Genomic DNA, 24,826 nt, shown 5'->3' with positions numbered 1-24,826 from the left:
TTCAGTGAATTATCAAGATATTTAGCGTTAACATTTAGAGCACTTGCTATTTGAGATTTACTATAAACCATAGATTCTGTGTACTGCATTCTTGCAGGTAACGTATGTGTTGTTGAATACTTTTCATTCCAAGTAGATACTAAATCATCTACTGCTCCAGACACATTACCATATGTTGGGTTTTGGACAGTTTTTGTATTTTCTTTTCTCATGCCAGGTAAGTCTATACTAATATTTAAGGGTTTTCTCTTAGCCACTAATAAACTTGGTTGATTATCTGCAAAAGCTTTATTTGCAAGTTGTACCGCTCCTGGATAAGTACGATTAGCCACAGAATCAATAATTGAGATATCCACTGGTGAAGTTGTAAGTGATTTTTTCTCACGTTCAACCACTACAAATTTACCATTTGAGTTTATACTTTCTTTCGGAACAAAACTCTCTACTTTATCACCATTTACTGCTAAAATATCTCTACTATCATACTTTAAATTTGCTATACCAGTATTAATGCCACTAGCATTTTTGGTTGCATCAGTTGCATTACCTGTTTGTGTTTCCGCGAAAGAAATAGAGGAATAATTAATAGTGCATAAACTAACTAATAAACATGCTAGGAATTTTATTTTTTTATTATTTTTCTTAATTTTCAGAAAAAAACACCCCGTTCTTTTTTATCTTAAGATATGATAATGATTTATAAATGATTGCTAAATAATAAACTTACATAAATGCTTTTAAAAGTTCTTGAACTAATGGAATTACTCCACCTAAAAATTTCAAAACTGCCATTGCGATTTCTATATTATTTCCTCCTTTTTGTTGCTGTTAAGATATGATTTATCTTTATGCCTTCATTACAGTAAGCGCTTACATTATTATCAATACATTTTCATATGCAATATTACATATAAAAATGTAGCAGGTTCCCTTTGCATTTAATAAGAGTCGCATTAAACATATTTTTATTCGCAGATATTGGTCTTCCAGGAAAACATAAGTAAGTGTTTTGGGTTCTAGTGCGAAAACTTCAAAATAATTGCAAGTAAAAAGATATATGGACGCGACAAAAAGCAAGATGGTTCAAGTGGAGAGAAGACACTCAAAGGAGAGTGTTTTTTCTTTATTTTCAAAAGGACCTGCTCAATTCATGCGTAAAAACATAAAGTAAATTGAATCCGTTAAAATACAAGAGTGACCACGTGTTTTGTCCTCTTATCTAAAGGAGGAACTATTATGGGCTTTGGTGGTAGTTGTGGCGGCGGCTTTGCTGGTGGATTTGCTTTATTAGTTGTATTGTTTATTTTATTAATCATCGTTGGAGCTGCTTGCTTCTGCTAAAAAAACTATCGGAAAAGACACTCATATATGAGTGTCTTTTCTTTATGAAAATTATAAGTTTGGAAGAGAGTAACGAACGGAATTGTATTAATCGACAAAATCGAACGAAATCGAAAAGAAGGAATGCCTATTAAAGAGGCTGTATTGAACAGTAGTCTTTCCATACTGGTCACGCATCTTTTCTAGAGTAGTACTATCAGTATGTCCAAGTTTAAGAGATTTTTTGCATCAGAACCTTATATTCTTTTATTCAAGGTTTTCAAATGAATTGAAACAAAAGCTCTCTGTTTTCAACAGAGGATTTTTTTTTATCATCCTTATTTGTCACCTGGTGCAGGTTGATCTACTCCCTTAACGCGATGTTTATGTCCATTATCTTCTGTCGTATAAAAATCATAATAATGAACATGCATCCCATTTCCAACTGGAATTGCTGGTCCAGAATATGCCTTATAATGGTGCGTATGCCCATCCTCAAAAAGAACATACCCTTCTGTATAATGTATATGTTCCCCATTTGGTGCTTGAATTGGTGGAGATGTAACGTCTAAACATTGATGCACATGCCCACCTACAACAGATGTATAATCCACTGATCCATGGTTATGCTTCGGTACAAATCCAGAAACAAAATCATCTTTTCCTACTCTGTTCATTCTACTCATGCTCCTTATACACAAAAATAAGTTCTATAACTAATATGTTTTCAATTTCAAAATAATTACTACTATATATTTATCGAAACTAACAAAAGTACTTTCTAATTACCTACTTTTATAACTCTAAACTTCAACAAGCTTATTTTTCTTGATACCACGGATTTAAGTGAATGAGCACTTCATCTACTTCTGGATCATGCTCCATAATAGTCGTTTTTACCTCTCTACAAATATCATGTCCTTGTTGGATACTTAAATAAGCTGGGACACTAACCCTAACATCAATCAAAATATAGTGGCCATGTTCACGGGCACGCATTCTATCAATCCTTTTCACCAATGGATGTGCCTGAACTGTCTTCTTATATTCACTACATTTTTCAGTAGGTAGACCACCTTCCATTAATATATATACAGCTTCTTTCCCCCTACTAATTGCAAGTTTTAAAACAAAGAAGGAAACAATGATTCAGGCTAATGGATCATCATAAGCTGCATATGGAATTGGATATCTATCGTTTAGCAAAGCAATTCCAATTCCAGCGGCAATAGAATCATAAACGTCAGCAAGATGGTCATAAGCAGTTGCAATAAGACCTTTTACTATTTGCTTTTCGGCCAATTCGTATTGTATATACATATAAGATTTATTTCCAAACTAAAGAAACAACAGCCGCTATAAAAGCAATCATATAAGGCTCAGTCGCTGGGGAAAATAATGCTTTTATTGATTCATAGGCAATAAATAAAGATACTAAAGTTAAAATAATAGCTACAATTCCTGAAGAAATGACTTCGGCCTTTCCATGACCATACGGATGGTCCTCATCATACCCAAATAAAAAATCTTTCCCTTTCCTCTTTGTTATTAGTGTTGACACATAAAAAGAGGTCCAAACACAAAAATAGGCTGTGGAGAAGACTTTCTCCACAGCCTGAGAAAACACTTCTCTTAAGATAGAGAAGTGTTTTTCCTTCATTATTGATTAGAGTTAGATGATTGTGATTTTTTTGCAGCTGCTTGTGCATTTTGTTTTTTCACTGCATGCACATCCGTTTCAGTTGCAAATTCTGTACCATAACTAGCATTTGCACTTTGTGCACCTGAAGCTTGTGCTTTCTTTGCCTCTGCTTGTGCATTCGCTTGTTTTACTGCTTGTACATTTGTTTCAGTTGCAAATTCTGTACCATAACTAGCATTTGCACTTTGTGCACTTGAAGCTTGTGCTTTCTTTGCCTCTGCTTGTGCATTTGCTTGTTTTACTGCTTGTACATTTGTTTCAGTTGCGAATTCTGTACCATAGCTAGCATTTGTGCTTTGGATGCTAGCGCCAGAAGTTGCCTTATTGTAACCTTGTTGTTTTTTGTTCATCTTTCTCACCTCCACAACCAATAATATAACCAATCCATTTAATAGCTATCCTTAATTTTATTTTTAAACTTCCGTATATTATTTGAACATTTATTCAAACTACATATTATGGAGATGAAAGTATGTACATAGGACGAGATATGACTGAACTAACCATGCTTGTGAGAAATGAATGGAAAGAGAACTCTCTGAATCATCTTTTTCACTTAACTTAGTGTCCAGTTTAGTGTACCATCTCCAATTGCTGCGTAATTTTTCTGTCTAACTTTTCGGGTTCAGTTCATTATATTTTCTACTTTGTCTTTATATACAACATACTCTTTCCCATCCACTACTGCTACCACCGCAAATTCATCTTTTGGATTAAATGAAAGCCAGTCAGCCCACATGTCTGTATTTGGTCCCCCACTCCACATATTATGAACAGTGTTTTTAGTTAAATTCATAACTTTATAAGACGCATTTGGTGCATTTGTTCCAGTCTTTATTTCAAATGTGTATGCGTTATGAATTTTTTTATAAAAGTAGAAAACGCTTGATGGACGAAGCTGATTCATAAAATCCTGTTCTTTTTTCTCTGCAATTTTTATCCCTTCTTGTAATGTGACAACATCTGTTCGTAATGTTTTCCAACTGTCTTTCGCCGCATTCAAGTTGGGGATTAAGAATTTATATCTATTTTGATCAACTTTTTGATCCGCTTTATCAATATGTCCCAGTACGCCCGCATATCGAGAGTCTAAATCATCCCATTGCGTGGACATATAAGTAAGGGCAGTAATAGCATTATCAATCGCACTATGCATATCACTAATATTATGAAACGCAACTCCTACTACACGATTTAATGTTATTTTATAATCTACATTCTGACGTAATTTTGCTAATTCCGGCTCTAACCAGCCTAACTTACCTCTTGCATCACCTATCATTATCCCACCAGCAATCAATGTGGGAAGAAAGGGGATTTTCACCATGTCCAATCCCTTAGATTCTATATCTTTCTGATAGTTTACTTGCCCTAAAAGGTCCTCTAGACGCTTTTGATCATCCTCAACCGCAGCTCCTTGGCTTTTTAAAATAGACTGCAAGGTCTCTTTATGACTTCCAAATACTCTAACATCTTCTCCAATAGCATTTTTAAATTTAGTTAATTCTTCTATTAATACTTTTGCAGACTTTTGATTTTGTTGAATTTCCCCCCGTAAATCCGTAATCCCTTTTTTTAAAGTATCTCCATTCCCAGTATTGATTGCCTCTACTAATGTTTCATAATGATTTTCAAATTTTGTATCGTATTCAATAATACCTGTCAATGTATCTAAAAGCTGTTTTTTTACTTTCGTATTCCATGAAACTGCATGTTCTCTTGCATTCTTTTGATCTTGTACAATTTTACTAGGTAAATCTGCATACCCATTAATAGTAATTCCTTCAAAACTCACATCTGGATTATTAATTAGCAAATAAGAATATTCATTCATAGATTTTACAAATAACCCAGCATCTTGCACAGTTTTTTTCATCTGTTCTTCATTTGCTGAAAGAGACATATCTCCATTGTTAGTTTGTTCAATTTCACTTGCAAAGGCTGCTACTGGTGTGACTGCATAAGTAGTTGTCATAGTTAAAAACACTGATACAGCGAGTATTTTATACGGAATTTTTTTCATCATTTCATATTCCTCCAATATAGGATTTGATTTCAAGTTCTATTCTTCTTTAAAAACGATGTCTTTCGAAATGGGTTATACATCTTTTATAAGTATCATCCTTACTTTCTTTAGCAGCCTTTAAATCATCAAGTATTAAAAAGAATCTATGTTGTTGCATAGATTCGATATTATCAAGCAAATCTTTATAATCTGTCCCATATTAATCGGTTCTGTTGCAAAGTTTTAAAAAACAAGTAAAACTGCACGGTTATCTTTTTATTTGAATGAAAATTATATATAAGTGAAAGGCGAAGTCTTTAATGAGACTCCGCCTTTCTGGTATATAAGGATTTATTAATTGTTGCCTTACTGTTTAATAGTGTAATCATAGACTCTCTATGTTTTGGGCCACTATGCAACAGAATTAATATTTCCCTATTTTTGTGGCGTAACAGATTCCACTTTTAATTCTTTTATCCCTTCTTTTAATGTGACCGCATCTGTTCGTAATGTTTTCCAACTGTCTTTAGCTGCATTCAAGTTAGGTTTTAAGAATTTATATTTATTTTGATCTGCTTTTTGTGATGCAGTCTCAATATGTCCCAGTACTCCTGAATATTGAGAATCTAAATCATGCCATTGGGTAGACATATAAGTAAGTGCAGTAATAGCATCATCAAGCGCCTTATGCATTTCACTAATATTATTGTAAGCAACTCCAACTACACGATTTAATGTTACTTTATAATCTACGGTCTGACGTAATTGTGCTAATAAAGGCTCTAACTTACCTAAATTATCTCTTGCTACACCCACTATGATACCGCCGATTATTGGTAGACCCAAAATGGCACCCTTCATTACATTAAACCCATCAGATTCTAATTGTTTATAATAGTTTACTGATCCTAAAACTTCATCTAGACGTTTTTGATCAGCCTCAACATCTACACCTTGGTTTTTTAAAATCGACTGCAAGAGATCTTTATTACTTCCAAATGCTCTAACATCTTGTCCAATAGAATCTCTTAATTTAGTTAATTCTTCTATTAATTGTTGTGCATACTTTTGATTTTGTTGAATTTCCCCTCGTAAATCTGTAATCCCTTCTTTTAAAGTATCTCCATCTCCTGTATTAATCGCATCTACCATTGTGTCATAATAATTGTCAAATGTCGTATCGTATTCAATGATACCCGTCAATGTATCTAAAAGCTGTTTTTTCACCTTCGTATCCCATGTAACAGCATGTGCCCTTGCATTCCTTTGATCTTGTACAATTCTACCAGGTAAGTCCACATATCCATTAATAGTAATTCCTTCAAAGTTCACATCTGGATTTTTAATTAACATATAAGAATAGGCATTCATAGATTTTGCAAATAATCCGGCCTTTTGCAAGGTTTCTTTCATCCTCGCTTCATTTGCTGAAAGTGCTGTATCTCCATTATTAGTTTGTTCAATTTCACTTGCATAAGTTGCTACTGGTGAGACTACAGAAGTTGCTGTCATAGTTAAAAGAGCCGATGCAACGATTAGTTTGTACGGGATATTTTTCATCAGTTTATATTCCTCCAATATAGGTTATGATTTTTAATTTCTAATCTTGTTTAAAAGCAATATCTTTCGAAATGAATTCTGCATCTTTATGAATATCATTCCAACTTTGTTTAGCAGCCTTTAAATCATCAGGTATCAACGAGAGTTTATGCTCTTGCATTTGGTCGATATTATCATACAAATCTGTATAATTAGCCCCCATTTTATTCCATTGTTGTTGAATATTCGTTAGAGACAGTATCGCTTGATCCACTGTCTGATACAGATATGCTAAAGTGTCTTTCGCGTTAGTAAGCGAAATAACAGCTTGGCTAGCAAGATCAGCTTTTGTACTTAATTGTCCAATTTTGTTAGAAATTTCGTTATAGGAGTCCATATGCTTAGATGCCGTGACACCAGCTGCTGTTCCTAAACCAATTCCAGCTGCACCAAGAGCTGTAAGGCCACCAACAACAGCAGGTGTTGCTGTACCGCCAGTCACAACAATTACTACAGCTCCTGCAATAGCTCCAATAACTAAAATGGCTGCTCCTAATCCACCGCCAATTGACCATGCTAATACATTGTCAAAATGTTCTTTCTGAGTAGAATGCAGCTTCTCAATTTCAGCTTGAAGTTGTGGAATTAGCGCTTGTTGCCCCGCTAATAGTGCCGTTAATCCACCTTTTCCATCTGGGCCGCCTACATTATTTTTAAAATCTGTAGAATTTGTATATAGTTTTGTTTTGAAGTCCTGTAACATCTTAATTACTTCTGTAACCTCTTTTGAATTTGTATTAATTGTAGTGATTAAATCATTTATACCCTCTTTTAAGCCTGCCTTATCTTTCTTTTGTGCAGTATCTACTAATGTGTCGTAATAATTTTGAAATTGTTCATCGTAATTTACAATATTACGTGCTGTTTTTTGAATCTTTGGTTTCGCTGTATCTAGCCAATAATTCGCATTGATTCGCGACAGTTCCTGATTAAGGTGAATGTTTTTGATTAATTCTCCTCCTTCTGAACCTAAATCAATATTGGACAGATTTACATTTGGTTGTTTAATCATTGTTTTTGCGTATAAATCCATTACAAGAATATGAGATCCTGTTTCAGCCAATGCTTTCTTCAGTCCTTCAGGCCCTAATGCATAATTCCCTACTTTTTGTTCTTGACCAGTCGTTTCTTGTGCAAATGCATGAATAGTGTTACCGGTAGTAGCAGTTATAACCGTTGCCAGAGTAGCTAAAGTCAACACTTTAAATGGAAATTTTTTCATAACTATTCTCCTTCTCATTCTTTCGCTAGATTCTTATAATCTTTTTAGATTTTCAAAAACATAATATTAAAATTTATAGACTTGTTCTTCAAGGTAACTTATTACATTTTTTAATTGTCTTAATGTATCTTTTTGAGACTGTTGGTTAGTTGTATCAACATTAGTAGATAATTTTGTAAGGCTATTTTTTATTAGACCCAAATCTTCCTTATAGTGCTTTAGTAGGTCAAGTTCTACATCTACTTGATTTGCAAATGTATGTAAATCATTTTGCATAATAAGAAGCATTGATTTTTGTAAATCTGCTATTTTTAGGTTCTTAGTTAAATCATAAAATTTTTGATTTTGTGTCTCTAAATCTGCTAAATGTGTTCGCTGTTCTGCTGTTAGTTTATTTACTTCAGCGAAAGCACTATATGTTTTCTTAATTTTTTCAGGGTCAATAACTTTCGTAAGGTCATACTCTTTTGTTTTTGCAACTGCAGCTGCAGCTATTTCAGCTTGTTTGCTTTTCTCAATTGCTTCACGGGCTTCTTTTTTAGCAGCTTCAATCTCTAGAGCAGATTTACCCTTTTCTTTCGCTTCTTGCTCTGCCTTTTTCTCTGCTTCTAAAATAGAGTTGTTAATTTCTTTTCCTTTGTTATACGCTGCTACTGCTGTTTGAGCAGCAGGTTCAATGATATCTTTTGAAAGGTTATAGACTTCTTTGAAAATAACAAACCCTTGTTCATTTAAAGCTCCTGGTAATAATGCTATTTGTTGTAAATCATTTTGAATTGATTTTTGGGTATTTTGTAATTCATTTTTTAGCTGATCTATTTTCCCTGTTCCATCTGAACTTAGTACAGCCTGTGCTTTTGTTACATCCATATCGAGATCTTGAAGTTTTTTATCCAGCTGTAATTTAAGATCTGTTAATTCATTAATCTGTCTTTGTACGTTTTCTTGGTTCGTCATAGTCATATCTTGAAGAACTTCAAGTCTATCCACAAAGCCTTCTTTATCTTCTTTATTGTCTACAAACCCTTTTAATGTTGGATAATAGCTATTAAATTTAGTTACAAACCCTTTACTTTTTGAATTTACTAGAATTAAATTTGGATAAAGTTCTGATGACCATTCCTTCATATCTTGCTTGATTAGGGATTGATTTGTATTTAAAGCTGGGACTTCTGCTAGCTGTACATTAGGGCTCATTAAACCTTGATCAATATATGTTTGGATTAATTTAGATTGTGCACCTAATTTTCGTAATGATGAGGATATATCCATGCTTTCCTGTTGAGTTTCTGCATGAACGATTGGTGTTGCGAGAGTATTGATAGGAATAGTCGCCCCAGTTACAATTGATGTTATAAAAAATCCTGTAATTATTTTATTTTTCATTCCGTACACCCCTTTACTATTGTCTATTTACAATCTTATACATACATCTTGAACGACCTAACGCTAGGCTCTTTTTTCACATGCTCGAGGAAGGAGAAATCTCTCGGATAGAGTGTTAAACTTCGTTATTATTTACTTCTCATAGAATGTAAGGATATTAATTCCCTATCATTTGAATATTAGGTTTTTTTCAAGTAAACAATAAAATTTCATAATATCTCACCTAGTTTTGTCGACAAGGCCCTACAAGATCACAAAAGATGAAATTATACTGTACATTGCTTATACTTTTATTGCGGAATAAAATCACTTTTGCTATGTAGAAACTGAAAACACTTTTTTTAAAATGTGATACTTTTGAGATTCTAGACCCTTTAAAAACAACTGAATATTAAGGTAACTAACTCCGACATACTGTTACTTGCAACTTTACTGCACATTTATTAGTGCAATCTTCTCCCCCCTTGAGTGGTCATACCAATTGCACCTTTATTAAAACATTAAATTTTTAATACGTAAATAGTAGAATTTTGTCGATTACATTCAATAATTTAACTATTAAGTATTAATACGAGCGAGAATGTTATACTTATAAAACGATTTTTTAATATAATTCGAGTAATTATAGCAGTTACAACTTGATATACTTAGTTAAAAATGGGTTATTTTAAATATGTACAAAATAACTAATATAACTTGATATTTGTTTAATATAATTTAATCACACTCTGCATATCGATCCCCTTTATTTAGATATGCATAATTACATACTTCTCCATAACAAAAAACAACAAATAAACAACAAACTAAAGACAAACAAACAACAAATAAAAGACAAATAAGCAATAAATAACAACATCCCTAAAAAACATGTCGTTATTTGTTGTTTTTAGTCATAAGATATATAACGTAATATAAAGATTTAATAAGGGACGGATTAATGTCCGCTCTAAATAAAAGTAAAATTGGTACAAAGCTGAATACATTAATGATTATAACCAGTATCGTATGGGCTCTGTTGCAAAGTTTTCTAACTGGGGCTACACTCTAGAAAAAGGAACGTGGAGAATCATACATGCAATATTTTAAAGGGAAACAGTTCAAGAAAGATATTATTTTGGTAGCCGTCGGCTACTACTGTCGTTTTTCTTTAAGCTATCGGGATGTATCTGAGATTCTGAAAGAACGTGGGATTTCCATACACCCTACAACTGTCATGCGATGGGTTCATGAATATAGTAATTTTATTTATTAAATCTGGAAAAAAAAACAAATTTTCTCAATCATCATGGCACTTGGATGAAACATATATCAAAATCAAGGGAGAATGGTGTTATCTATATCGTGCGATTGATAAAGATGGTCATAGACTAGACTTTCAACTTCGAAAAACACGTAATCATCAGGCTGCGTATGCTTCCATGAAAAGACTGGTGAAACATTTCGGAGAACCGGTGGTTCTCACAACAGACCAGGCTCCTGCACTACTTTGTGCGTTCAAAAAATTAAAGAAAGACGGCTTTTATACTTATACAGATCACTCATCGTAATAATCTTATTGAACAAGACCATCGACATGTGAAACGTCGATTTGTGAAATCATCCGGGTTTCAAACCCTTCGCTATGCATCTCGCACAATAAAAGGAATCGCAACAATCCAGGTTATATATAAACATAGACGAAGTCTTCAACCCAACTCCGTTTTTTCTGCGTACAATGAATTACAACAATTACTAGCCACTGCCTAAATATTGCTATTCATTCATCAAGTGGTTTATGATTTTTTCAAATTTTGCAACAGAACCTATAAGCCTATCTAGAAGTACCGCAACATTGCCATTAAACTAAGATTTTAAATACCATCTCAAAATTAGAGATAGTATGCTTGTCCCTTATCAAAAGATGCAAACGAAAAAGAACACTCCCCCAGTAAGTGTTCTCTCGTAAAATTTCCTATTATACTTATTATTCGCTATAATCTGAGCTGACTCATCAAAATTATTATATCCATACTCATTTTTTATATCTTCTAAGCTTTTCTTATTTCCTTTTACTTGTTTACCCACTTCAAGCTTTGATTATATTTTTTATAAAAATAAGATAGACTTTAAAAGCCTATCCTAACAATTTTGATTTCTTAATTCTTTAATTTCTTTTATGCTGAATCCTGTTTTACTTCTATTGTTCATTATCTAAAATATCTAATAAATTTTTTCCTATTTCTTTCTACTCTTTTTCCTTCTTCAATTTTCTCTTTATGACACTCTAAAAGTGTCATAAACTCCACCTTCCACACTAGCAACATTGCCAATCATACACTGCTTTTGAAAAATCCTTATTCTTCAAAGCATCCTTTGGAATAGAGAAAACACAGTTCCCAGAATCTCCAAACATAATACCACATTCATCATCTATATCCAGCTGCAATAAAAGGAAATCATCATCACCAAAACCCAAATAATCATTCTGAACAAAATATGGATAACCACCAACTCTGCTATCACAACTATAACAATCATCACTCAGTTTCTCATATTCTTCTTCTGAAAGCTTATTCTTAAAAATTTGTTCAAATAAATCTAATGAAGAAGATATAGGCATTTCCCTTTTTTCAAAATACATTTTTCCATTATGTGAAAAAGGGAGGTTTCCCTTATATTCTTCATCATTTTCATAAGGATTTTTCTTTATTAAATGTTCTTCATTTTCTTCATAATCTTCTATATATTTTACTAAAATAGGACTTTCCAAACCAAACATATCATCATTTACAACAAAAAACTGCAATAACCCCTTTTTTGGTAAATCATCTAGTTTCTCAATGTCTGTTAGATTTATCTGTGCTAAAAATAACATAGGTTTTCCATCTTCATCTACTGGATATTCTTCAATGTTTTTTAAATATGGACATCCACCTAATTTGCTCTCCCATGGTTTTGTTTCTTCACATTTAAAACTTATCTCATTACTATATCTAAAAGTTCTTTTTATTATATTTTCATGCTCTTTTAAAATCTCAGAAGTTTCATATTTAATCAATTTATCTCCCCCCTTATGATAAATGCCCCAAACTCTTTCCTTTTTACTCTTTATCATAATTCCTTTTAAGAGTCCCTATTATTTATTGTAAATATATATTTTTTAGCATGCTTCTGTAAATTACTATTTACCTTATACTTAAAAGGTTGATTATCATTTATTCTAGCTCTTTCAATTTTAACATCTTTGAGAAACCTTTATTACTAAACTTATTATATTTTATTACTTATGATACGGTTCACCGAAACTAATATTAGACTGTATTACTTCTTCTTCGTACATCTATCTCTATTTTAATGAATTATCCGAAAGAATTCTCCTTCCTCTTACCACTAGCTTCACTTCACCCCAGCCACTACGCTCACATCCAAAAACAAATATATCTGCCTTATAAAAATATTGTCTATACATGAAGCGGATAAGCTTCATGTATAGGCAATATTACATATTAATACTTTAGGAAGTTATAAAATAAAGAGGTGACTTTTAAATGTATAATGAGTCAATATATTATCCTTATATAAATTATGATCAATACTTCGATCGTCAATTCCCTGGTCCTCAAATTCCTGGTTTACCAGGAACATCAGGTTTTCCGGGTGGACCAGGTTTTCCGGGTGGACCAGGTTTTCCGGGTGGACCAGGTTTTCCGGGTGAACAAAGTTCACAAGCCCCAACATCTCCTCCCCCATCATTTATTCCTCAACAATCAACAGCTTCACCATTTGCTGTTGATCCAGGAGCAATTTCATTCTGTTTATTTCGAAACACCTATATATGGCTTACAAATGGTGAACAGTTTTGGTATTATCCGATTTTTGTAGGACCAAGATCTGTTACTGGTTTTAGATGGAACGGTAGGTTTTGGATGATTTTTGGAATTGATACAAGAAGGATTAGTTCATTTACATGTTTTTAAAAATTGTAGAGTAGCGATAAAGGTTTAATTATATAAACAAAAGAGGTATTAGAATGAAAAACTTTCAATCATTTGAGGGTACAATAACTATGATTAACGATTTTGTAACAGGATCAAATGAAGAAACGGGATGTAATAAGTTAATATCTGTAAATAATGGTTATGGAACTCTAATAAATTTTGTAGTGAAACCAAATACTTATTTTATTGACTACGCAGCAGTAGTAATAGGAGATAAAATAAGTGGATTTTACGATGCTAACGCTCCTGTTCCTCTCATTTTTCCACCACAATTTCAAGCAATTGTTATGGCTAAGTATACACCGCATCAAAATGTAAAAGTAGACTATTTTAATGAACAGTTGGAGAGTGGTGATGGAAAATTAAAATTAAATATTTCTCCTTCTACTCAAATTTTATTAACAAACGGTCAATTTTTTACAGGGAATCTTGTGAATCGAAATTTAATAGCTATTTATGCTCTTACAACAATGAGTATACCAGCTCAAACTACACCATATAAAATCATTGTTTTGTGTTAAAAGGGATACAGACCGATGCTCATCAAGCTAACAAAAAGAAACACCCCAGTAGTAAAGATGAGATTTCACTTTAGAAATTGTCTTAGCGTATAAAATTCGGACTTATCTTAATCTCAATGTGAGAACTATTGGATTATCAATGGTTCTCACATTGTTTACATGTATTCAACAAAATTTTGGTTTCTTCTTCAGACCCAAGCGTATAAACACGCTTTTACCTATTAAAAAGTCGATTATCAACGTAAGCCCCTTCGGTTCAATATAATTCATAAGGTGTTCCGATGTATCCGGTTCTGGTGCAAAAAAGGTGATACATAAAAAAGGTTTTTGTTGTGAAGTTTCTCAAGAGATAAACATTTAGACAGTACATTTACAGCAGATTCTATTATATTTTCTTCATCATTTTCATTTGAATTCAGTAGGGAACCAATTGTCCCTAACTGCATTTCCTAATCCTCCGCAATTACGATTTGAATCATTTAAGTTTTCTCCTTATCGGGCATCTACTACTTAAACAAAGACTCCCCTTAAATCAAGGATTATTAAGGGGAGTCAGCCATAAATGATGAAGTTATAGTTCGGATTTCACTTGAATAGAAACATTGTTTTCCGCTAAATATTTGACGTCTTTAAAGCTAACAAAATTGTTGCTTTGCTCATCCCATAGACGGAAACGGATTGACCGCAGGCTTGTAGCAAGAGTAATCGTTGGTACATTTTTTAAAGGAAGCGTATTATTGTGTGCCTCTTCTAGTTTATAGTTAGGTACTCTTGGACTTAAATGGTGAACATGATGAAATCCAATATTACCAGTAAGAAATTGCAAGAGTTTTGGAAGTTTATAAAAAGAACTTCCTTCCACTGCTGCTTTCACATATTCCCACTCTTTATCTTCTTCAAAATAAGAATCCTCGAATGTGTGCTGTACGTAAAACAGCCAAATACCTACTGAACCTGATATTAAGAATATGGAACCTTGTACTAAAAGAAACGATTGCCATCCGAGTGCCCAGCAGAGTAACCCTACTAAAGCAACGATTAAAACATTCGTCAAATAGGTGTTCATGCGTTCCTTCTTTCTGGCACCTTTTCGGTTAAATCTATTTTTAAGCAGGAAAACATAAATCGGACCTAATCCAAACATAACCAATGGGTTACGATAAAAACGATATGCTAAACGGTGTCTAAGTGGCGCTGCCAAATATTCATTCACTGTAAGGGTCCAAATATCTCCTGTACCTCGCTTATCCAAATTACCACTTGTAGCGTGATGAATGGAATGCTCATGCCCCCATTGATCAAACGGGAATAAAGTTAAAACACCCATAAATGTCCCAACTATTCTATTTGCACGGCGACTTTTAAAAAAAGAATGATGGGTACAATCATGAAAAATAATGAAAATCCGTGTCAAAAACCCTGCGGCTATCACAGATGGAACTAATGTTAACCAATAAGAAACGGACAGGCTTTTATAGGCAAGGTACCATAATATAATAAATGGCACTATTGTGTTGATGATTTGCCAAACACTTTTTTTTGTCGTTGATTTTTCAAAAGGAGCAACTTGTTTTTTCAGGTTTTTAGTATTTTGTAAGGTCATTTTTTCTAATTCCTTTCCTTTATGTTGCTAATTCATATTATAACAGAATAGAATCGATATTGTTAGTAGTAGGTATTATGCGTAGGGTATAAAAATATCATATACAATCAAAAGGTTCTGTTGCAAAGTTTTCTAAATGAGACTACACTCTAGAAAAAAGAGTAAGGAGAAACACAAATGCGATATTTTAAAGGGAAACAGTTCAAACGAGATATTATTTTGGGAGCCATTTTGCTTTAAGCTATCGTGATGTCTCTGAAATTCTGAAAGAACGTGGTGTTTCGGTTCATCCCACAACCATTATGTGTTGGGTTCATAAATATGGGAGCTTGATTTATCAAATTTGGAAGAAGAAAGCGAAAAACACCCACTTGTCTTGGAGACTAGATGAAACCTATATAAAAGTCAAAGGGAAATGTTGTTATTTATATCGTGCGATTGATATAGAAGGGCACACATTGGATATTCAACTTCGTAAAAAGCGAGATCATCAGGCCGCTTATGCTTTTATGAAAAGACTAGTAAAAATGTTTGGAGAACCAACGGTTCTCACTACAGATAAGGCGCCCGCATTACTTTGTGCGTTTAAGAAATTACGGGAAAAAGGCTTCTGTAATCACACTACTCATTGTACAATTAAATACCTGAACAATCTTATAGAACAAGATCATCGACAGGTGAAGCGTTGTTTTACCAAATCCGCAGGATTTCAAAGTATTCGTTATGCTTCACGTACAATAAAAGGAATCGAAACCGTTCATGCCCTATACCGAAAAGGCGAAGTCTTCAAACAGACTCCGCCTTTTCGGTATATCATGAATTACAGCAATTACTAGTAGTCTCATAATATTTCCTCATATATTCATGCCTCTGGTTATCTCTTGAGAAACTTTGCAACAGAACCCAAAATTTCATTAGAAGATTAAGATATATCTATGAAAAATTACATAATTATTACTTTAATATTTATGTATAACAAAAGAGAACTGCTCAACATTTATCTTTTAAATTAGGTTCTCAATCTCTAACTACCTAACGAGCTCAATTAGAGAATCTTAAAAGATAAAAAAGACGCTATAAAGGGCGTCTTTTTTATAAGGACTTTTACTAATTTTTCACTTCCGTACATTAAATGAAAACATAAGTCCTTGTATCGTATTGAATATATAATTTGTATTTTACTTTAGAAAACAGGATGCAGTTATATAGAGTCTATTGGATAGGGCCTAATAACTCAATAATTTTTTCAGCTTTTGGATTTTTAATGCTGTAGTAAATTTCTAGACCTTGTCGATCTCCTTTTAAAACTTTCCCTCTCATTTTAGATAAGTGCTGGGATACAGTTGATTGTGGGAGTTTTAAGATTTGGGTTATTTGTGTTACGTTTAATGTTTTATGTTTATAAAGTTCACTAATTAGTTTTAAACGCATAGGATGTGCCATTAATTTTAAAAGTTCAGCATCTTCCTCTAAATTCATGTACTCCATTTCATGATCTACAAATATCGTCATAGTAATTCTCTCCTTTTACTATTTGTTTTACTGTAGTTTAATCTTTAAATTACATAATATTCTTATGTTTAGATATTAATTATATAATTTGAATATGTGCTATTCATGGAATTGATATGTGTTTAATATGAAGTTTTCAGAAGCATTTACCAGAATGTAATTATATTTTTGATTTAAGAACTATATATGATAAAATATACCTCTAAATGAACAGAATAAAACAAAGAAGCTGACTTATTTTCAAGTTTGCTTCTTTGTCTCCATATCTAATTTACTTCTGAACATATATTGAAACAGATCCCCCATTTACATGGAACTGCCCCCATCCATCTTTATTAATCGTTACGGTATTTATTTGATTGCCCGTAATATCGTACCATATTTCCCCTGCGTTGTTCCTTCCAACATTCATCCATTTTGATCCTCCTGATCCATCAGAGATTAATGTTGCTAAACCAGAATTAGCATGTATACTGTCCCCTTCTCTTGTCCAGCCAATCACATCTGGATGGTCTAAATAATCATGTTGCGTACCATATGCAAAGTTTTTTCGTGCCATCAGAATTGGATCAATTTTATCCTTTAACGTTGGAATTTCATGACTACTATTTCCATTTGTACCATAGTAATCTCCATAAAAAACAGAAGGATATCCCTCTGCACGTGTTAAAATAAATGCATAGGCCAACGGCTTAAACCAAGGACTCACAACAGATTCTAATGACTGGCCAGGCTGAGAATCATGATTCTCAACGAGAGTAACAGCTAGTGTAGGATGACTTTCTACTACCGTACCCTTTAAAATGTTCCTCATATCATAATTTCCATTTCCTGTTGAAGCATAATGAAAATTATAATGAAGGGGCGCATCGAACACAGATTGATTATAATTTACTTTCCCTAAATAATTGTTTAAAGCACGAATATCATTTTGCCAATATTCAGCTACTGTAAACATTTCCTTCCCCGTTTGCTTTCTAACATGATTTACCCAATCGCGGAGATATTCATGGTCAATATGTTTAACTGCGTCTAAACGAAAGCCATCTACATTTAATTCGTCCGCATACCAGGTTCCCCAATTTTTCATTTCATTTGCAACATCAGGATGATCGAAATCAAGATCTGCATACATTAAATAATCATAGTTACCATTCTCACTAGACACTTCCCAGTCCCAAGCTTTACCTATGCCCCTAAATTTATAAATTCTATTTAATTTCCTTCCTTCATCCCAATCCGTTCCATCAAAATGATACCATCTCCATTTAAAATTAGAATATGAATCCCCGCGTCCTGGAAAATCAAATCCCGTCCACGCATTTATTTGATAATCACCCGATGTTTCAATATTTCGATTATTACGGTCTACCTCAACGGCTGTTACAACCTCAGTATAATCTGCCCCACCTTTATGGTTCATAACAACATCACCGTATACATCGATATTTTGATTATGTAAAGCCTCAATTGCAGATTTCAATTGTGCTTTTGTCCCATATTTTGTCCGTACCGTTCCTTTTTGATTGAATTCTCCCAAATCATATACATCATACACTCCATACCCTACATCATTTTGTGAAGTTCCTTTATATGCGGGTGGTATCCATACAGATGTAATTCCTTTATGAGCTAAATTTTCAGCATCAGTACGCAAACGATTCCAATGTTCCCCATCATTTGGCACGTACCACTCGAAATACTGCATTAAAGTTCCATTGTTCACTGTAGCTGCATTTGCTTTATTTTCTCCATATATATTAGGGGAAAATAAAGCAAATAACAAACATACTGCTATTACTCTTTTCAATAAGTTCACACCCTTCAACATTTACGAAAACGGTTTCATTATCCGTTGAAACTATTATATCCGTTCTAATTTTAGTAATCTAGTATACTTTTAATTTTTCGCACTATTCTTTTTGAATTGATTCAGTCCACTTTCCTTAAAGAAATTATATTTATCTAAAATACCTAAAAATGTTTTCGAAAATTAATACCTAAAATAAAAAAACAGGATAACTTCCTAAAATCATATTGATTTTTCTTTGTTAAACATATCTTCATTATTTTTAATTAATAGAGATTGGATCTAACACGTCTACTTGACTCCCCATTGTTTTTGTAAGTTTTTCCATTCAGTTTCTGCTCACACAACTTTCACATCATCCTGAGATTATACGTATGATATACCAAAAATACCAACAAATAATTATGTAAAAAACACATAATTATTTGTTGGTATTAACGTCATAAATTCTATATCAACATATCAGCGAAAGTGGATCCTACGTTATTTTTACGCTTCATATGCTTTTCTAAATAGATCTTTGTTGTTTGAATATTTTCATGGCCAAGTGTTTGCATTAAATGATATAAATCTGCATTTCCTTGCTCTACTGCCATAATTGCAAAGGCATGTCGAAATGTATGTGCGGTTACTGGATTTTCACGGTATTGTAAGAACTCTAAGTTTGTCTTTTTTATCATATCTGTTACCTGATTAGATAGTGTTTTAGAGTTATAAGCATTTCCTCTTTGATTTATAAATAACGGACTCTCATCCCCTTTTTCCAATACCGTTTGGAAACCTCTTCTTCTCCTCATTTCACAAATACATTGATATAAATGTTCTGAAACGAAAAGTTCACGTACCTTGTCCCCTTTTCCTCTAACTTTTAACCAATACTTCCCGTCATAGTGTAAATCTTTTACACTTGCAGTACACAACTCCTGAATACGTGCACCAGTACTAGCCAATGCAAGTATTATTGTATAGTTTACTAAATGTCCTCTCTCTTTATAAAATCCTAATATTTTCATAACTTCCTCATAGGATAAATCACGATTTGGCCGATCTTGTTCATTTACATTTGCTCGCTGCAGTTCTTCATGAAGCGGTTTTTCGATATAGCCAAATGCATGAAGGTGTTTAAAAAAAGAACGAATTAATACTGTTTTCTTCGCGAGTGTTGCGACTGCATAGGTATTACCACTCCGACCATTTTGTACATTTTTCAACCAGAAATTAAATTTACGAATGTGCCAAGGCCGCAATGTTTTTAATAAGGAAGCATTTTGCTGTACCTCTTCCCCATTTACTTCAAACTCTTCTGCATGCTGCACCATACATTGGCAAAATGATAAGATTTCAGACACATAACCCTTTTTTGTATCCTTCTTTCTATTTTTTTTCTCATCCATATCTTTTTGCAAATGTACAAAATGATAAATCACTTCAAGATCGTTTAAAAAATCATATTTCCCCTTATCTTCTTTTTCTGCTGCCTCCATCTTTTGTTCCACATCATTCATATAACGATTATTATGCAGAAATGAACCTATACCACTTATATCTTCTAAATATGTATCTATAAATTCCTGTTGATTATTTGTAATAGGTAATAATTCTTTTTGATTTTTATCATCCATACTTCTACTACACCTCTTCTTGTATAGATTTTTAATCTTAATATATTTATTAAGTATACTATGATTTACATAGCACTTACATCAATTATACAAATTAAAAATCACATTATTTCTGTAATAAGGTACCATTCTTCTCTATTTATTTATACTTATAATTTTTAATAATTTTTTATAAAATAGATGTATACATATTATATTTTCATTAAATATTATAGAACATTTAAGTATTAAACAAATATAAAATTTGTGTCACATATAAATAACTTATAGAATGACTTTAATATACAATAATAATTTTATATTTTTAAAAATAGAAATCTTATTTTATATATAATTAGGAATCTGATATGATATATACATAGTTTATAAATTACAGAAAATAAATAAGGAGGTATACTTTCATGACACAAGATTTACTGTTTATTACAAAACCTACAGTAACAACAAAAGAAGCAGCGGATTTAATGGGAGTTACCGTTCAAACCATTTTAAAGAAAGAAAAAGAAGGATTAATAGAATGTGTATATAAAGATAATTGGAAGCAATTCGGGAGCAAAATATTCTATTTAGAAGATATTGAACGGTTAATGAATAAAGAGGAAGTAAAAGGATTAAGTACAAAAGAAGCAGCAGAAATTCTAAACGTAGCACCTTCCACTATCTTTACATACATTAAGTCTGGAAAGTTACCAGCCACAATGGTAGAAAAGCGTGGTAAACAAGTATATGTCATTGATGAAGAAGAGCTAGAAATTTTTCAGCTTAATTATGAAAAAACAACAACAAAAGAACGAAAGACGTTTATTACCAAGATTCATGACACCGATATTTATCTATATCAATTAATAACACACCAACACACTGAAAAATCAGCTCGTATAATGGAGATAAATGGTACTGATGGAAAGATTATTACAGAGGATGAAGAGATCTTTCCTTTATCAAAATATAAAGAACTTGGTTATTCATTTAAACCTTTTAAAAAGCAAGCAGTCATAACGAAACGAGGTTATTTATCTTTTACATTTAAAAAGCCTCAATTATTTCATTCCATCTCTTACAATTTAATAAACTTATTTTATAAAGAACTCGGTGTTACAAATATGCGATTAACTACTATGCCTGATACCATCAAACTAGAAATTAAACCATTCGTTTTACAGGTGGATCCGTTGCAATTTCAAGAAGAGATTAAATACTTACATTCTCATATGAAATCCGGTTCGATCCTTCCACATGTAGAAGGGATTTACTTTAAAAGTAATGTAGAGCCATTAACTTTTCATGCAGATTATGAATTTAAACAAAAAGTAGTTAAAATGGCTAATGATGCTGGTATGGGGCAGGAAGACTTTTTGTTGCAAGCTGTAAAATCTTATATAACAAATTTAGAACAGCAATAAATATGTTATCAATTAGAAAAAGTGTAGAAATTAAACCTTTCTACGCTTTTTTAAATTGCTTAATTTAGTCTTGATTCTCTTTTATTAATTCATTATTACATAAATAATTTTCAACACTTCATCCTAAAAACATTACAGTTTGGGTAGAGCTGACGGTCCGAATCCATTTAAAAATATTTTACTGGCTTTTAATAGGTATTCCTTTAATCATTTGAATCTTCCCTTGTTATCCCACTTTATTTCGAGCATGAGCAAACCTATCTGCGTCATCCATTAATGCTTTTTTCTCAGTTCGTAGGCTTGTCGAAAAGAAAAATCTTGACTCATCCGTTTCCACTTATCCATTGCTTTTTGTAAAATAGAATTTTGGTTTATAGTAATATCCTCCAACATTTGAGTTAAATACAAGAATGCTTTAGTTCAAACTGCAAATAATCTTTGTTTAAAATATTACCCAGATTTAATGTCTGTTGGGTTTCCGCTAAGTTTTATTGTTGGTTTTCTAGTCAGGCTGTTTATAGATATGAAAAAACACCCCATTAGTTAAAAATATCCATTTGTTTGAAACGGTACACCTTTCATTCTCTTACTATATATTAAAATGAAAGGTGAATAAGATTAAACTGTCTATAATAGACTATATAAAACAAATGATTTACCATAATTTATTTATAGTAAACCATTCTAGTGTTTTACATTTACCTCCATTAATTCACAATTTCATTAAAATATCTTGTGCACTATTTTTAGGATTCTGGTGCAAAGATTGCACCTATTTGAAAGAGGCATATAGATTCCTAATGGAATCTATTCTTATGCAGCCATTCCGAATAGTTGATGAATAAACTTCATTTCATTTTGTACAGACTTGTCCTGTAAAATAAGTTGGCCTTTTTTAATGATATGCATCGCTTCTATTCCTGAAAGAATAGATTTAGCTGTACGAAAAGATTTCAATCCCAACATTGAACGAACTCTCTTTTTAATAAAACGATGATCTTGCTCTACAATGTTATTAAGGTATTTTATCTGCCTTATTTGGATGCCTACAGGCATCTTTTTCTTTTTCTTCAACTCTTCAATCGCTATAGGATAGGCCGGATTTTTGTCTACTGTAATCACACGAAGCTTTGAAACATGAAAAGACTGCAAAGCTTTCTTGAAAAAACGCTTTGCAGCCCTATGATCCCTTGTTTTGCTTAAATGAAAATCAATTGTATTTCCTTTTGAATCAACAGCACGATCTAGGTACATCCATCGACCTTTGACTTTCACATACGTCTCATCGACTCGCCAACAATCATTGGTTGATTTAAGATGACATCGTACGCGCTTATCTAATTCGGGACCATATTGATGACCCCATCGCATGATAATTGTATGAGTAAGGGATAGCCCACGTTCTTCCATCATTTCGACTAAATCACGAAAACGAGTAGACTATAATCCAGTTAATCATGATGTATGTAACCCTTTTTGAGAAATCCTACATATAGCGTTCATGTAGCACATTGCACGTTATGAACTACTGCTAGCAGAAGCGGTAATTGCTGCTATCATAGCCGCCTGCTGTGCCTGTATGAGAACCTCTATCATTGCTTGTAAACCTGTGTTGGCAGCGTGACTTTCCGTACCTTTCTGACTTACAAACAGTTGGATAGCAATAAGAATATTTGCATCCGTATGCCAGCGGAATAATTTGTCCCCCTGCAATTTTTCAATGAATGCTCGAATAGAATGAACTTCTTTCTCTCCATCCTCAAGCAACGCTAGTAGTCCGATAGCCGGATAATGCATCTGTTTCACTTTTACCTTTTCTTGCTTTAGCAGATTCCATATGTTTGTGTATCGTGCTACTAAAATATCTTCACTGACATCCTTCTTTAGAGAAAGAATATGACTTAAAAATTGAAGATTATTCCCTTTGTACATACCAGCTGCCGCTAGCTTCTGGTAGAGACGTTCCACTCGATCCATAAGCATCTCTACTTTCTCTGATTGTCCTGCTAGTAAAACAGCGAGCGGGTAATCATCTGTACTTGTAAGAAAGAAGTGATCCTCTTTCATGCGTTTATATACTTGCAGCGACCGCTGAATACGTGTGTCATGCTGTCCATTGTCTTCTGGTAAAAGCGCTGCTGCTGCCAAATAAGTGAATATACTCCGGCTAAAGCCACCAGCGACCAATCGTTCATATAAGTCTAGAAACTGTTGAAACGCTTCTTTGTAATATGTAAAGTTAATATCTAATGTTGCTGCAACCACAAAGCGGTGATAGGACTTTAAATAGGAAAACATCCCTACCTGATCTTTAATATAATCACTAATTTCTAAAAACCGCCTAAGTTCAAATGGCTTATCGCTGCCTGCATACATAGCGGCAATCATCATCCCAGTCCGAGAATCACTAGTTTTCCACCTTAGTTCTCCCTTCAACTGTGTATATATGTGTGTATATTGCTCCAACTTCTGCTGCAATGTAATCATAGTGGCCCCCCATTTTTCTTATGCTTCTCTTCTATCATACTATTATTCCATATTTAGGAACAATATTTTTAATATATATTTTTCAATCTTATACTTCTCTTGGTATTTTTTCCATAATACCCCTATTATCTATAAGTAAAATCCCATTTCCATGTTTGAGGTGATAAATTTTAAATGCAGAAATTTATGGTTATATTTCAAATATTTTCTTTTTGTAATAAAAGGGAGACAAATCCATTACTATCATCCTAAGATGAATTTACACCTATAATTCATAGAAAGCGTTATTTTTTTGTAGAAATATACAGAAAGGATGGTGTTTTTTTGATTAAATGGATACAAATTCATCTTAGCTTGATAGCGATGGGGTAACGCCAGCATTTCGGAAAAAAACCACACTAAGAGCATGTAAGATTTTATACAATTTTTCGGATAATCCAGTAACAAACAAGAACCCTAAAACCGCACCAGGATAGGAATGTATAAAAAATGTATAGATCCATAAAACAAAAAAAGAAGGTTCCCTTGTGAAAGTAGGGTTCCCCCCTTTTCCTTGCTACCGATAATGAGACGTTATGTTAACCTCATATGTATAGAATATACAGTTAACTAAAAATGAAAAGTTTACATTTAAAAATGAACAATAAAAAACAG

The 24,826-nt window shown here is 32.9% G+C and carries 17 protein-coding genes and 5 pseudogenes; 6 read left to right on the top strand and 16 right to left on the bottom strand.

The features are described 5' to 3' along the window. The coding region (locus U860_RS0101585; RefSeq protein ID WP_029952811.1) for a thiol-activated cytolysin family protein at positions 1 to 653 on the bottom strand (653 nt) is incomplete at its 3' end. A gap of 583 nt (positions 654 to 1,236) precedes the next feature. On the opposite strand from U860_RS0101585, the gene U860_RS32580 reads away from it, so the two are divergent. Beyond that, a complete protein-coding gene (locus U860_RS32580) occupies positions 1,237 to 1,341 on the top strand; it encodes a YjcZ family sporulation protein (protein WP_000505684.1) in 105 nt (34 codons plus the stop codon). Positions 1,342 to 1,658: 317 nt separating this feature from the next. Here the strand turns inward: U860_RS32580 and U860_RS0101575 are convergent, their stop codons facing one another. From U860_RS0101575 to U860_RS0101545, 7 genes and pseudogenes are all read right to left on the bottom strand, one after another. Beyond that, positions 1,659 to 1,997, bottom strand: coding sequence for a YmaF family protein (locus tag U860_RS0101575; protein WP_002175234.1), 339 nt, complete (start codon positions 1,995 to 1,997; stop codon positions 1,659 to 1,661). A gap of 142 nt (positions 1,998 to 2,139) precedes the next feature. Further along, positions 2,140 to 2,980: pseudogene (locus tag U860_RS31020) on the bottom strand (cation diffusion facilitator family transporter). Next, a complete protein-coding gene (locus U860_RS0101565; protein ID WP_025147146.1) occupies positions 2,980 to 3,372 on the bottom strand; it encodes a gamma-type small acid-soluble spore protein in 393 nt (130 codons plus the stop codon). Before U860_RS0101565 ends, U860_RS31020 begins: the two are co-directional and overlap by 1 nt. A 275-nt stretch (positions 3,373 to 3,647) precedes the next feature. After that, the gene (locus U860_RS0101560; RefSeq protein WP_025147145.1) at positions 3,648 to 5,048 is read right to left on the bottom strand and encodes an HBL/NHE enterotoxin family protein; all 1,401 of its coding nucleotides are present in this window, start codon (positions 5,046 to 5,048) and stop codon (positions 3,648 to 3,650) included. A gap of 414 nt (positions 5,049 to 5,462) precedes the next feature. Next, positions 5,463 to 6,590 carry a hemolytic enterotoxin HBL binding subunit HblB gene (hblB, locus tag U860_RS0101555; protein ID WP_025147144.1) on the bottom strand — a complete coding sequence of 376 codons (1,128 nt, stop codon included), beginning with the start codon at positions 6,588 to 6,590 and terminating at the stop codon, positions 5,463 to 5,465. 37 nt (positions 6,591 to 6,627) lie between these two features. After that, positions 6,628 to 7,848, bottom strand: coding sequence for an HBL/NHE enterotoxin family protein (locus tag U860_RS0101550; protein WP_025147143.1), 1,221 nt, complete (start codon positions 7,846 to 7,848; stop codon positions 6,628 to 6,630). Positions 7,849 to 7,914: 66 nt separating this feature from the next. After that, positions 7,915 to 9,234 (bottom strand): HBL/NHE enterotoxin family protein, encoded by a 1,320-nt coding sequence (locus U860_RS0101545; RefSeq protein ID WP_025147142.1) that lies wholly within the window; start codon positions 9,232 to 9,234, stop codon positions 7,915 to 7,917. 1,075 nt (positions 9,235 to 10,309) lie between these two features. On the opposite strand from U860_RS0101545, the pseudogene U860_RS32575 reads away from it, so the two are divergent. Continuing rightward, positions 10,310 to 10,983 (top strand): annotated as a pseudogene (locus U860_RS32575) (IS6 family transposase). A gap of 547 nt (positions 10,984 to 11,530) precedes the next feature. Here U860_RS32575 and U860_RS0101520 read toward each other — a convergent pair. Beyond that, entirely contained in the window at positions 11,531 to 12,274 is a 744-nt protein-coding gene (locus U860_RS0101520; protein ID WP_025147141.1) for a YwqG family protein, read from the bottom strand. A gap of 490 nt (positions 12,275 to 12,764) precedes the next feature. On the opposite strand from U860_RS0101520, the gene U860_RS35580 reads away from it, so the two are divergent. Beyond that, positions 12,765 to 13,193: a hypothetical protein gene (locus tag U860_RS35580; RefSeq protein ID WP_025147140.1), complete on the top strand. Its 429-nt coding sequence runs from the start codon at positions 12,765 to 12,767 to the stop codon at positions 13,191 to 13,193. Between the two features lie 53 nt (positions 13,194 to 13,246). Continuing rightward, positions 13,247 to 13,735 carry a hypothetical protein gene (locus tag U860_RS0101510; RefSeq protein WP_025147139.1) on the top strand — a complete coding sequence of 163 codons (489 nt, stop codon included), beginning with the start codon at positions 13,247 to 13,249 and terminating at the stop codon, positions 13,733 to 13,735. A gap of 571 nt (positions 13,736 to 14,306) precedes the next feature. On the opposite strand, the gene U860_RS0101500 is transcribed toward U860_RS0101510, so the two are convergent. Beyond that, positions 14,307 to 15,338: a fatty acid desaturase gene (locus U860_RS0101500; RefSeq protein WP_025147138.1), complete on the bottom strand. Its 1,032-nt coding sequence runs from the start codon at positions 15,336 to 15,338 to the stop codon at positions 14,307 to 14,309. A 177-nt stretch (positions 15,339 to 15,515) separates the two neighbouring features. On the opposite strand from U860_RS0101500, the pseudogene U860_RS31010 reads away from it, so the two are divergent. After that, positions 15,516 to 16,185: pseudogene (locus U860_RS31010) on the top strand (IS6 family transposase). A 365-nt stretch (positions 16,186 to 16,550) separates the two neighbouring features. On the opposite strand, the gene U860_RS0101490 reads toward U860_RS31010, so the two are convergent. From U860_RS0101490 to U860_RS0101480, 3 genes are all read right to left on the bottom strand, one after another. Then, positions 16,551 to 16,850 (bottom strand): metalloregulator ArsR/SmtB family transcription factor, encoded by a 300-nt coding sequence (locus U860_RS0101490; RefSeq protein WP_025147137.1) that lies wholly within the window; start codon positions 16,848 to 16,850, stop codon positions 16,551 to 16,553. 271 nt (positions 16,851 to 17,121) lie between these two features. Next, positions 17,122 to 18,681, bottom strand: coding sequence for an alpha-amylase (gene amyS / locus U860_RS0101485; RefSeq protein WP_029952806.1), 1,560 nt, complete (start codon positions 18,679 to 18,681; stop codon positions 17,122 to 17,124). A 428-nt stretch (positions 18,682 to 19,109) separates the two neighbouring features. Beyond that, on the bottom strand, positions 19,110 to 20,282 hold the full coding sequence (locus U860_RS0101480) for a site-specific integrase (protein WP_025147135.1): 1,173 nt from the start codon (positions 20,280 to 20,282) through the stop codon (positions 19,110 to 19,112). Between the two features lie 401 nt (positions 20,283 to 20,683). Here U860_RS0101480 and U860_RS0101475 point away from each other — a divergent pair, with 401 nt between their 5' ends. Then, positions 20,684 to 21,685: a helix-turn-helix domain-containing protein gene (locus U860_RS0101475; RefSeq protein ID WP_025147134.1), complete on the top strand. Its 1,002-nt coding sequence runs from the start codon at positions 20,684 to 20,686 to the stop codon at positions 21,683 to 21,685. 229 nt (positions 21,686 to 21,914) lie between these two features. Here the strand turns inward: U860_RS0101475 and U860_RS36205 are convergent. The 3 genes and pseudogenes from U860_RS36205 to U860_RS0101465 form a co-directional block, all read right to left on the bottom strand. Continuing rightward, positions 21,915 to 22,090 (bottom strand): annotated as a pseudogene (locus U860_RS36205) (ATPase); the annotation flags it as partial. Between the two features lie 408 nt (positions 22,091 to 22,498). Beyond that, positions 22,499 to 23,144 (bottom strand): annotated as a pseudogene (locus U860_RS0101470) (IS6 family transposase). A 59-nt stretch (positions 23,145 to 23,203) separates the two neighbouring features. After that, complete coding sequence (locus U860_RS0101465; protein ID WP_025147132.1) at positions 23,204 to 24,172, bottom strand: DUF4003 domain-containing protein; 969 nt, start codon at positions 24,170 to 24,172, stop codon at positions 23,204 to 23,206. Positions 24,173 to 24,826 lie beyond the last annotated feature (654 nt).

This window comes from Bacillus sp. H1a (assembly GCF_000633475.1).
Classification (GTDB): domain Bacteria; phylum Bacillota; class Bacilli; order Bacillales; family Bacillaceae_G; genus Bacillus_A; species Bacillus_A paramycoides.
This window is presented reverse-complemented; position numbering and strand designations above follow the sequence as displayed.

Coding starts and splice junctions, on each gene's coding strand:
- amyS (WP_029952806.1), bottom strand. CDS start 18,681: ATGTTGAAGGGTGTGAACTTATTGAAAAGAGTAATAGCAGTATGTTTG.
- U860_RS0101475 (WP_025147134.1), top strand. CDS start 20,684: ATGACACAAGATTTACTGTTTATTACAAAACCTACAGTAACAACAAAA.
- U860_RS0101545 (WP_025147142.1), bottom strand. CDS start 9,234: ATGAAAAATAAAATAATTACAGGATTTTTTATAACATCAATTGTAACT.
- U860_RS0101500 (WP_025147138.1), bottom strand. CDS start 15,338: ATGACCTTACAAAATACTAAAAACCTGAAAAAACAAGTTGCTCCTTTT.
- U860_RS0101575 (WP_002175234.1), bottom strand. CDS start 1,997: ATGAACAGAGTAGGAAAAGATGATTTTGTTTCTGGATTTGTACCGAAG.
- U860_RS0101565 (WP_025147146.1), bottom strand. CDS start 3,372: ATGAACAAAAAACAACAAGGTTACAATAAGGCAACTTCTGGCGCTAGC.
- U860_RS32580 (WP_000505684.1), top strand. CDS start 1,237: ATGGGCTTTGGTGGTAGTTGTGGCGGCGGCTTTGCTGGTGGATTTGCT.
- U860_RS0101465 (WP_025147132.1), bottom strand. CDS start 24,172: ATGATTACATTGCAGCAGAAGTTGGAGCAATATACACACATATATACA.
- U860_RS0101510 (WP_025147139.1), top strand. CDS start 13,247: ATGAAAAACTTTCAATCATTTGAGGGTACAATAACTATGATTAACGAT.
- U860_RS0101560 (WP_025147145.1), bottom strand. CDS start 5,048: ATGATGAAAAAAATTCCGTATAAAATACTCGCTGTATCAGTGTTTTTA.
- U860_RS0101490 (WP_025147137.1), bottom strand. CDS start 16,850: ATGACGATATTTGTAGATCATGAAATGGAGTACATGAATTTAGAGGAA.
- U860_RS0101480 (WP_025147135.1), bottom strand. CDS start 20,282: ATGGATGATAAAAATCAAAAAGAATTATTACCTATTACAAATAATCAA.
- U860_RS35580 (WP_025147140.1), top strand. CDS start 12,765: ATGTATAATGAGTCAATATATTATCCTTATATAAATTATGATCAATAC.
- U860_RS0101550 (WP_025147143.1), bottom strand. CDS start 7,848: ATGAAAAAATTTCCATTTAAAGTGTTGACTTTAGCTACTCTGGCAACG.